6 protein-coding genes are annotated in these 10469 nt (G+C 73.6%); 3 read left to right on the top strand and 3 right to left on the bottom strand.

Features of this window, described 5'->3' with window-relative positions:
* Positions 1–123: 123 nt before the first annotated feature.
* The gene (locus Ari01nite_RS03825; protein WP_239162455.1) at positions 124–1368 is read left to right on the top strand and encodes a hypothetical protein; all 1245 of its coding nucleotides are present in this window, start codon (positions 124–126) and stop codon (positions 1366–1368) included.
* Here the strand turns inward: Ari01nite_RS03825 and Ari01nite_RS03820 are convergent.
* Positions 1358–4564: a BTAD domain-containing putative transcriptional regulator gene (locus tag Ari01nite_RS03820; RefSeq protein WP_203779361.1), complete on the bottom strand. Its 3207-nt coding sequence runs from the start codon at positions 4562–4564 to the stop codon at positions 1358–1360. The genes Ari01nite_RS03825 and Ari01nite_RS03820 overlap by 11 nt on opposite strands.
* A gap of 108 nt (positions 4565–4672) precedes the next feature.
* On the opposite strand from Ari01nite_RS03820, the gene Ari01nite_RS03815 reads away from it, so the two are divergent.
* Positions 4673–6331, top strand: coding sequence for an AfsR/SARP family transcriptional regulator (locus tag Ari01nite_RS03815; protein ID WP_203779360.1), 1659 nt, complete (start codon positions 4673–4675; stop codon positions 6329–6331).
* Here the strand turns inward: Ari01nite_RS03815 and Ari01nite_RS03810 are convergent.
* Together Ari01nite_RS03810 and Ari01nite_RS03805 are read right to left on the bottom strand one after the other, a co-directional pair.
* Positions 6280–7593, bottom strand: coding sequence for a DUF8189 domain-containing protein (locus Ari01nite_RS03810; protein ID WP_203779359.1), 1314 nt, complete (start codon positions 7591–7593; stop codon positions 6280–6282). The genes Ari01nite_RS03815 and Ari01nite_RS03810 overlap by 52 nt on opposite strands.
* A 14-nt stretch (positions 7594–7607) precedes the next feature.
* Complete coding sequence (locus Ari01nite_RS03805; protein ID WP_203779358.1) at positions 7608–8960, bottom strand: PLL family lectin; 1353 nt, start codon at positions 8958–8960, stop codon at positions 7608–7610.
* 151 nt (positions 8961–9111) lie between these two features.
* On the opposite strand from Ari01nite_RS03805, the gene Ari01nite_RS03800 reads away from it, so the two are divergent.
* Positions 9112–10434, top strand: coding sequence for a DUF8189 domain-containing protein (locus tag Ari01nite_RS03800; protein ID WP_203779356.1), 1323 nt, complete (start codon positions 9112–9114; stop codon positions 10432–10434).
* Positions 10435–10469: the final 35 nt, after the last annotated feature.

The following is a 10469-nucleotide window of genomic DNA, read 5'->3' as shown; positions in this document are numbered from 1 at the left end:
AGCGTCGCCATCACGCCGCCCTCGGGCGATTAGCAGGTGGATAGGGCCGCCGGCGCGCGTCGGCGGCCTTATTTTTCCCTTATGTCGGTACCGTCGGGATCGACGCCTATGGATGATGCTTCGGTGCGAAAACTTGCTGCCCTAGCCGCCGTCGTTGTCGTGGCCCTCGGCGGGGGCCTGACGGCCCTGAACGCGTCGGCCGAAGAGATCCAGGCGGAAGCGTGCGCCCGGCCGTCCGGGGAAACACCCCAGGTGCAGGTCACCGAGGTGAGCGTCGGGGTACCGGTGATCGGCTACGGCCGCGAGGGTGACACCGAGGCGCTGCCGATGGCGATCGCGGCCACCCCGGACGGCGGTTCCTGGCTCGCCTGGCTCGGCACCGACAGCAAGGTCTACCTCGGCCGGCTCGGCTGCGACGATCAGCTGACCGGAACGCCCACCAGCTACGAGGGGATCGACCTGCAGGACGTGCAGGCCGACGCGGACGGCGGCGTGCTGCTGCTCACCCGGCGCGGCGACTGCGGCGAGGGCCCGCTGTGCGGCGGCTCGTCCAGCCCGTGCAACACCATGCACATGATCCGGTTCGACAACACCGGCGCGCAGGTCTGGGACCGGCAGGTCACCAACCTCAGCGCCACCGTGGGCGGCTACGACAACGGGGCCCGGTTCATCTGGTGGTACCAGCACCACGGCCGGCTGGCGTACGACGGCAGCAACTACGCGGCCTACTTCGGGGTGGCCATCACGGTGCAGAACGGCTCCTGTGTGGACATCCACGAGGGCGACCGGATGCAGGTCGTCGACGCGGCCGGCAACCTGCTGCGCGGGCACGACAGCTTCGAGGTGGGCTGCAGCCACGCCTGGACCTCGCGCATCGTCTGGGACCCGCGTACCGGGCATTTCGTGATGGTGTGCGCCACCGACAACAACTGCCGGATCGCTCAGCCCAACCCGTACCGCACGGTCGCGGCCGGCACCTGCGACGGCACCCTGTTCGGCGGTGACCTGGTGCTGGCGAGCACGGCCGGCTACTGGACCGCGTGGAGTCAGGGCGGCCAGGTACGCCTCGAGCACTTCACCACGGGCGCGTCCGACACGACGGTGCGCACCGGCGCCGCGTCGGCCCATCCGCACCTGGTCGCGTACGGGCAAAGAATGCTCTTGACCTGGGAGTCGGGCAGCGGGATGGCGGCGCAGGTGTATGACGCGGGCACCGGCGCCCCGGTCGGCGCGCAGTTCTCGATCGCCGCGCGCGACCACGCCTACCAGGCCTTCAAGCCCTACCCCGACGGCAGCGCGGCCTATCCGGCGGCCGGCAGCACCAGCACCTCGATCAAGATCGCGCGGGTGCTGCCGCTCAACGGCTGAGCGACCCGAGGATCCGGCCGGCCTCCTCGGCCAGCGCCGGGAAGTCGCCCGCCACCGCCTCGGCGTGGATGACCCGGGCCCGCAACAGGGCCTCGGCGCCGCGCCCGGCGGCCAGTTCGGCGCGCGCCAGCCCGAGGCCGGCCCGGATCCGCAGCGACGGATAGCTCAGCTGCTCGCTCGTCGCATATGCCTCGGCGAAGCAGCGTTCCGCCTCGGTGCGCGCGGCGGGGGACCGGACGCCGAGCAGCGCGTTCCCGAGCGTCACCAGCAGCACCGCCTGGGCCCGCTGGTCCCGGGTCGGCCGGACCAGCGCGAGCGCCCGGCGGGCGGTGTCCACCGCGGCGTCGTGCTCGCCGAGCGTCGCGTGCATCTGGCTCAGTTCGTCCAGCACGGACAGCTGACCGGTCGGCGACCGGTTCTCGACGAACGCGACGAGCGACTTCTCCAGGTGCTCGCGGGCCTCCGTCATCCGCCCGAGCAGGCGCATCGCCATGCCCAGGTTGGACCGGTAGCCGGCCGACGCGTGCGACCCGTTGGCGTGCTGGAGGCTGATCCGCAGGGCCGCGTCGAAGTGCTCGGCGCCCGCCGCGATCCGGCCGTCCTCGACCAGCATGATGCCCAGGCCGTTGCGGGTGGCCGCCTCGACGTGGACGCAGCCGCACGCCCGGCTGACGGCGAGCGCCCGCCGGTACCACGCCCGGGCCTCCGGCAGCCGGCCGAGCAGCGACTGCACCAGGCCGATGTTGTGCAGCAGGTACGCCTCGCCGTCCGGCCATCCGTGCTGCTCGGCGAGGGCCAGCGCCCGCTCGTACTCGGACAGCGCCGGGACGAACTGGCCGAGCGACCACTGCGCCTGCCCGATGGTCTGGTGCATCGCGGCCCGGCCCAGCCCGTCACCGGCGGTCTCGGCGGCGGCCAGCCCGGCCCGCCCGGTGGCCAGCCAGGCGGCCGAGTGCCGGCGGGTGAAGAAGTAGCCGCGCAGCTGGTCGGCGAGGCGCCACGCGTACGCCCGGTGCTCGACCCGGCCGGCCGCCTCCTCGATCGCCGCGACCAGCGCCGGCAACTCGTCGTCCAGCCAGGCGGTGGCCTCGGCCGCGTCCCGGAAGGCCCCCGGACCGGTAGCGGCCACCGGCAGCCGGACCATGCTCGGATAGATCAGCTCGGCGGCCGCGGCCGCCCGGGTGAGATAGCCGTCCAGCATGTTGCGCACCGCCTCGGCGCGCCGGCCGGCCGGCTCCTCAGCCTCCACCCGCCCGAGGGCGAAGATCCGCAGCAGGTCGTGGTAGCGGTAGCGGCCGTCGGTGGCCGGCTCGAGCAGGTTGCCGTTGATCAGGTCGTCCAGCTCGCGCATGGTGCCGGGGACGTCGAGCCCGAGGGTGGCGGCCGCGATCGGTGCCACGAAGTCGGTGCCGGGCAGCAGGGCCAGCAGCCGGAACGCGCGGGCGGTGCGGACCGGCAGCTCCAGATAGCTCAGTGCGAAGCTCGCCGCCACCCCGACGTCGCCGACCTGCAGCTCGGCCAGCCGCCCGCGCTGGTCGGCGAGCCGGTCGACGAGGTCGCGCACGGTCCATCCCGGACGGTTGGCCAGCCGCGCGCCGGCCACCCGCAGCGCGATCGGCAGCCGGGCGCAGGCCGCGACCAGCTCGGCCACCGCGGCCGGGTCGACCGCCACCCGGTCGGCGCCGGCGGTGACGGCGAGCAGCCCGGCCGCCTCGTCCGGCGAGAACGGGGCGAGCCCGAGCACGGTCACCCCGGCCAGCGCGGGCAGCCGCCAACGGCTGGTGATCAGCGCGACGCTGCCGCCGGCGCCGGGCAGCAGCGGGCGGACCTGCGGGGCGTCCCGCGCGTTGTCCAGGACCACCAGCACCCGGCGCTCGGCCGTGATGCTGCGGAACAGCGCAGCGCGTTCCTCGTCGTCCTTGGGGATGCTGCGGTCCTCGACGCCGAGCGCGCGCAGAAACCGGGCCAGCGCCTCGGCCGCGGCCAGCGGCCGGGCCCCGGCGCCGGCCAGGTCGACGTAGAGCTGGCCGTCCGGGTATGCGGAACGGACCAGTTGCGCGGCCCGCAGCGCCAGCGTGGTCTTACCGACCCCGGCCACCCCGGACACCAGGCAGGCCGTCGCCGGCCGCCGGCACAGCAGGTCGAGCAGCGTGGTCACCTCGGCGCGCCGGCCGGTGAAGTCGGCCGGCGGCGCGGGCGCCTGCCAGGGCCGGGGTCCGGTGTCCGCGGCGACGTCCGCGGCCGGTTCCTGCCTCAGCACCACCCGGTACGCCTCGGCGACCTCGGCACCCGGGTCGACGCCGAGTTCCTCGCGGAGCCGCCGGCGCAGGTCGTGGTAGGCGGACAGGGCCGCCGCCCGCTGCCCGGTCGCGCCGAGCGCGGCGATCAGCCGGGCGTGCAGCGGCTCGTCCAGCGGCCGCCCGGCAGCCACGCCGGTCAGCCTCGGCACGGCCAATTCGTTGCGGGACAGCGCGTCGGCCAGGTCGGCGTAGCGCACGGTCGCCGCCGCCCGCTCCTGCAGCAACGCGGCCGCGGCCGGATGCCCGCGTACCTCCTCGACGTCCGCGCACGGTTCCCCGCGCCACCGGTCGAGTGCCTGACCGAGCAGGTCGAGCGCGGTCTCCGGCCGGTCGGCGGCCCGCGCGGCGCCGGTCAGCTCCCGGAACGTGGTCTGGTCGACCTCGCCGAGGACGAGCCGGTAACCGCCGGGGGCCAGCACGACGACCTCCGGCGAGAGCAGCCGGCGCAACCGGCTCACGTGGGTCTGCACCAGGTTGACCGCGGTCGGCGGCACCCGGTTGCCCCAGAGCAGGTCGATCAGCTCGTCGCGAGGCACGGCGACGCCCGGGGTGAGGGCCAGCCGGGCCAGCACCACCCGGTGCCGGCCGGTGCCCAGCGCGGTCTCGGTGGTGCCCCGCTGCACCATCAGCGGTCCGAGCACGCCCACGCTGATCTCCCCGTCCGGCGCTTTCTCCGGAGGCACCCGGCCCGCGGCGTCTCGGAGTGCCACGGTCTCCGCCGGGCTCAGGCCGAGCGCGGCGGCCAGCGTGCGGATCGACCCGGCGCGCGGCGCGCGGCTGCGCCGCTGCTCCAGATCACGGATCGCGGCGGTGCTCAGGCCGGTGCGGCCGGCGAGCTCTCGCTGGGTGAGTCCGGCCTTTTCCCGGTACGCCTTGAGCTGCGTGGCGAAGTCCACGGATCAGCAGGCTAGTACGGGTGCGCTACGGGTAGCGGTCCGCCAGCGGCGAACCAGGTGATCACCGCAGGCTGTCATCCGGCGACGCGGAGACACCGGGGGGACTACGTGGACGTACGCATTCTGGGATCGGTCGAGCTGGCGCTGGCCGGTCGGCCGGTGCCGTTGACCGCGGCCAAACAGCGGGCGCTGCTGGCGGCCTGCGCGATCGATGCGGACCGGGTGGTGAGCACCGCGCGGCTGGTGGACGCGGTGTGGGGCGAGGAGCCGCCGCCGACCGCGGAGGCTCTGGTGCAGACGTACGTGTCGGCGCTGCGCCGGGCGATCGGCCGGCCCGGCGCGATCCTCACCCAGGCGCCCGGTTACCGGCTGGCCCTGACGCCCGGGCGTTGCGACGCGCACCGGTTCGAGACGCTGCTGGCCGAGGGCCGGGCGGCGGCCGCGGGCGGCGACGACGAGACCGCGGCCGACCGGCTTCGGCGGGCGCTGGCGCAGTGGCGCGGCCCGGCACTGGACGGCCTGCACAGTCCCTACCTGCGGGCGTACGCCACCCAGTTGGACGAGCTGCGGCTGACCGCGACCGAGGACCGGATCGCCGCCGAGCTGCGCCTGGGCCGGCGGCATGAGCTGATCGGCGAGCTGTTCCAGCTGGTCGGCACGCATCCGCTGCGGGAACAGCTGCGCGAGCACCTGATCCGGGCGCTCTGGCGTGCGGGCCGCCGGGCGGACGCGCTGGCCGTCTTCCGCGAGGTGCGGCAGGCGTTGCGCACCGAGTTGGGCATCGAACCGGGCCCGGCGTTGCAGCGGCTGCACCGCGAGGTGCTGGCGGCCGACGAGGCGCCGGCCGAGGTCCTGCCGCCCGGCACCGGTTCGCTGGCCGGGCGGGACACCGAGTTCCGCCGGCTGCGGCGGGCCCTGACCGGGCCCGCCGGTGAGCCGGTGGTCGTCGCGATCTCCGGAATGGCCGGCACCGGCAAGACCGCGCTGGCCGTCGCGGTCGCCCGGTCGGTGGCCGCGGACTTCCCGGACGGCCTGCACTTCGTCACCGGCCCCGGCCGGGAGATTCACGCCGGCCCGCGGGCGCTGCTGGTGCTCGACAACGTCACCACCGAGGACCGGGTACGCGCGGCGCTGCCGTCCCGCTTCCGGGGTGCCGTGCTGGTGACCGGCCGGCGGATGCTCACCGGACTGGACTGCCGGGCCCGCGTCGACCTGGACGTGCTGCCGCCCGCGGCGGCGGTGGCGGTGCTGGCCGAGGTGGCCGGCCGGGCCCGGGTGCGGGCCGAGCCGGCGGCCGCCGCCGAGATCGCGTTCCACTGTGGTGGCCTGCCCCTCGCGCTGCGGGCGGCCGGTGGCTGGCTGGCGGCCCGGCGCCGCTGGCCGCTGTCCGCCTGCGCGGCCCGGCTCCGGGACGAGCACGGCCGCCTCGACCAGTTGGCGGCCGGCGGCCTGGACGTGCGCGGCGCACTGGCCGCGAGCTTCGCCGGTCTGGGCGAGGCCGAGTACCACGCGATGACCCGGCTGGCCCTGGCCGGCCGGACCGACTTCACCCCGGAACTGCTGGCCCGGCTGGTGGGCCTGCCGGTGCCGGCCGCGGAACGGCTCGCCGACCGGCTGCTCGACGCCCGCCTGCTGGACGCCGCCGGGGGTGCTTCCCCCGGCGGCGTCGGTTACCGTCTGCACGGTCTGGTCAGGCTGGTCGCCCTGGAACAGGATCAGGTGATGGTGCCGCCCAGGTCCTGCCAGGTCCACGTGCCGTTGGCGTAGAAGTTCTGCCACAGCGCGCTGTCCTTACCGCGGGCGAACACCCGCAGCACGGTGCCGTGCATGACCGCGGACGGCGCGCTGGTGATGGTGCCGCCCAGGTCCTGCCAGGTCCACGCGCCGGCGCTGTAGTAGTTCTGCCAGAGCGCGCCGTCGTTGCCGCGGGCGAAGATGCGCAGCGTCGAACCGTGCATCACCGCGGACGGCGCACTGGTGATGCCGCCGCCGAGGTCCTGCCAGGTCCAGGAGCCGCCGGACAGGTAGTTCTGCCAGAGCGACCCGTCTTTGCCGCGGGCGAACACGCGCAGCCCACCGCCCTGGACGACGGCCGACGGCCCGCTGGTGAGCCCGCCGCCGAGGTCCTGGGTCTTCCACTCGGTGCCGGTCCAGTAGTACTGCCACAGCGCGTTGTCGGTGCCGCGGCCGAACACCCGCAGCATGCCGTCGTACACCACCGCGGCCGGCTGGCCGACGATCGCGCCGCCGATCTTCTGCCAGGTCCAGGTGCCGCCGCTCAGATAGTTCTGCCACAGCGCGCCGTCGGTGCCGCGAGCGAAGACCCGCAGAACCCCGCCGTCGACCACGGCGGACGGCCCGCTGCTGATTCCGCCGCCGAGATCCTGGGTGCGCCAGGAGGTGCCGTCCCAGTAGTACTGCCAGAGGGCGCCGTCCGCGCCGCGGGCGAAGGTCCGCAGCATGTTGTCGTAGACGACGGCGCCGACCCCGGAGTTGGTGACGTCGTCGACGATGTTCTTGTACCGGTACGGCTTGTACAGGCTGCGGCTGTACCCGGCGTCGGCCCAGGTCCGGTGCAGGGTGTGCGGCCGGGTCTGCTCGTGGATGTAGAAGTTGCCGCCGGCCGCGCCGACCCAGCCGGCGAAGAGCACGGCGTGCCCGTCCCACGGGACGTCGGTGTGGAACATGAGCATGTCGCCGGGCCGCAGGTCGTCATAGGACGACAACCGGGTGGCCACCGTGTCGAGGTTCCCGGTGTTCCCGCTGCTCGGCAACTTCCAGGCCATCGAGACGTAGCCGGAGCAGTCGGTGCGGTAACCGTTGTGGTAGGCCTCCTGGCTGTACGGCACCGCATCCCAGGTCCGCGCCCGGGCCAGCACCTCGCTGCGGGTGATTGCCGGTCCCGCCTCGATGGCCTGCAGCGAGTACAGCGAGTTGTCCGGTGGGACCTCGGTCGCCGCGGCCGGCCCGCTGAGCCAGGGCAGGATGATCGCCGCCGCGGTGGTGATCAGGAGCAGTCTTCTCTTCACGTTCGTCTCCCCGTTCATGTGATGGCTCCGCCGATGCGCTGCCAGGTCCAGGCCCCGGCGTTGTAGAAGTCCTGCCAGAGCGCGCCGTCGTTGCCGCGGGCGAAGACCCGCAGCACGGTGCCGTGCAGGACCGCGGAGGGGGCGCCGCTGATGCCGCCGCCGAGGTCCTGCCAGGTCCAGGTGTTGCCGGCCCAGTAGTTCTGCCAGAGGGCGCCGTCGTTGCCGCGGGCGAAGACCCGCAGCACGGTGCCGTGCATGACCGCCGACGGCCCGCTGCTGATGCCGCCGCCCAGGTCCTGCCAGGTCCAGGTGCCGCCGGTCAGGAAGTTCTGCCAGAGGGCGCCGTCGTTACCGCGGGCGAAGACCCGCAGCACCGCGCCGTGCACCACCGCGGAAGGCGCACTGGAGATGCCGCCGCCGAGGTCCTGCCAGTTCCACTGGTTGTTGGTCCAGTACGCCTGCCAGAGCGCCCCGTCGTTGGCCCGGACGAAGATCCGCAGCATCGAGTCGTAGACGACCGCGCTCGGTGCGCTGGTGATGACGCCGCCGATCCGCTGCCAGGTCCAGTGGCCGTCGACCAGGTAGTTCTGCCACAGCGCCCCGTCGGTGCCCCGGGCGAAGACCCGCAGCACGTCGCCGTGCACCACCGCGGTCGGCGCGCCGACGATGCCGCCGCCCAGATCCTGGGTCTTCCACTCGGTGCCGGTCCAGTAGTACTGCCACAGCGCGCCGTCGGTGCCACGGCCGAACACGCGCAGCAGGTTGTCGTAGACCACGCCGCCGACGCCGGACTCCGGCGCGCCCCACATGGCCGCGGCGATCCGCACCCCGTCCGGTGCCTCCTCGGTGTAGCGCTCCGGGAAGGCGGACACCTGGACGGTCTGGCAGATCGGCCCGATCGCCCCGCTCATCCAGGAGTTGTTCGGGTACTTGCGCAGCATCGCGTCCAGGAACGCGTTGGTGGCGTACACCGGGTCCAGCAGTTGGGCCGGCGTTCCCCAGCCCTGGCTCGGCCGCTGCTGGAACAGCCCGAGGCTGTCCCGGTCGCCGTAGTCCAGGTTGCGGATGCCGGTCTCCACGATCGCCGTGGTGAGCGCGATCTCGGCGGCCCGCTGCGGCAGGTTGCGCTGGCGCACCACGTTCACGATCACCCGGGTGCACGCCGCCCGGGTTCCGTTGAAGGCGCCCGCGAGTTTCTCGGTCAGCACCTGGTTCATCCGCGCCGCGAACGCCTCGTCGGCCGCGGTGGGCGCCGCGGTCGTGCAGTTGGGCACCACGGCCGCGTGCGCGGCCGGCGCGACCAGCACGGTGGTCGCGACCGCCGTGACGGTGAGCAGGGTGAGCCACCCCGCCCGGATGGGTCTCATCAGTGTTCCTCCCTCAGATCACTCGATCTGCGGAGGAGGTTGCGCGGCGCCGCTGTAGTCCCGCTGCAGCCCCGGTGCAGCGGAACTACGGCGCGGATCCCGAGGGTGACCGGACAACCGTCAAGGGGGAGCTATGGGGAAGAGACCACTGATGGCCGTTCTCGCCGTCATCACCGGTGCGCTGGGCAGCGTGGCGGTGGCCGTGCAGCCGGCGGAGGCGGCGGGCCCGCGTCCGCTGTTCCAGCTGCCGTTCCACTGCGGGCAGCGCTGGCAACTACAGACCTATCCGGGGCACGACGACTACGACATCGACATGTTCCGGGTCGGCGGCGGTACCGCGGGCTCGGACATCCTGGCGTCGTACGGCGGCACGGTCGAGTTCGCCGGCTGGAACGACGGCGCGGGCCACTACGTCAAGCTCAACCACGGCGGTGGCTGGCAGAGCATGTACCTGCACATGGTCGCGGCGCCGTCGGTCAGCACCGGTCAGCGGGTGGTGCAGGGCCAACTGCTCGGCCGGGTCGGTAACACCGGCAACTCCAGCGCTGCCCATCTGCACCACGAGCAGCGCCGGGACGGCCAGAAGGTGGAGGCCTGGTTCGACGGCGTGCCGTCCGGCATCACCAGCGACGACACCTCACAGCCGGTGATCCGGACCAGCAACAACTGCCCCGAGACCGAGCCGGCGTCGCTCCAGCGCGGGGTCAGCGCGATCATGCACGGCAGCGTGTTGCGCACGTTCGCCCGCGGCAACGACGGCGCGCTGTGGCAGAACTACTGGGCCGGCAATACCTGGACCTGGCAGAAGATCGGCGGCGAGATCATCGGGGCGCCGGCCGCGGTGTTCTACGACGGCCTGCTGCGGGTCTTCGCCCGCGGCAAGGACAACTCGCTGTGGCAGTTCTACTGGACCGGCACCGAGTGGAAGACCCAGGACCTGGGCGGCACGATCACCAGCGCGCCCGGCGCGGTGGTGCACGGCAGCATGCTGCGCGTCTTCGCGCGCGGCACCGACGGCTCGCTGTGGCAGAACTACCTGACCGACGGCAAGTGGGCCTGGCAGGACCTGGGCGGCGGCATCAGCAGCGCACCCACCGCGGTGCTACAGGGCAGCGTGGTACGCGTCTTCGCGCGCGGCACCGACGGCGCCCTCTGGCAGAACTACCTGTCCGGCGGCGCCTGGACGTGGCAGGACCTGGGCGGCGGCATCACCAGCGCGCCGTCCGCGGTGCTCGACGGCTCGATGCTGCGGGTCTTCGTGCGGGCCAACGACGGCTCGCTGTGGCAGAACTACTACACCGGCGGTGCCTGGACGTGGCAGGACCTCGGCGGCGCGATCACCAGCGCGCCCGGCGCGGTCATGCACGGCACGGTGCTGCGGGTCTTCGCCCGCGGCGCGGACGGCGCCCTCTGGCAGAACTACCTGTCCGGCGGCACCTGGACGTGGCAGGACCTGGGCGGCGGCATCAGCTGAGCCCCTGACGATACGTCGGGGAGGGCGAAAATCCG

Source organism: Paractinoplanes rishiriensis, from assembly GCF_016862375.1.
Classification (GTDB): domain Bacteria; phylum Actinomycetota; class Actinomycetes; order Mycobacteriales; family Micromonosporaceae; genus Actinoplanes; species Actinoplanes rishiriensis.
The sequence above is the reverse complement of the archived record's forward strand: the minus strand, read 5'-3'. Positions and strand labels throughout refer to the sequence as shown.

What these genes read in the sequence shown, in the direction of transcription:
- Ari01nite_RS03805 (WP_203779358.1), bottom strand. Translation starts at nt 8,960, where the DNA reads ATGAGACCCATCCGGGCGGGGTGGCTCACCCTGCTCACCGTCACGGCG.
- Ari01nite_RS03800 (WP_203779356.1), top strand. Translation starts at nt 9,112, where the DNA reads ATGGCCGTTCTCGCCGTCATCACCGGTGCGCTGGGCAGCGTGGCGGTG.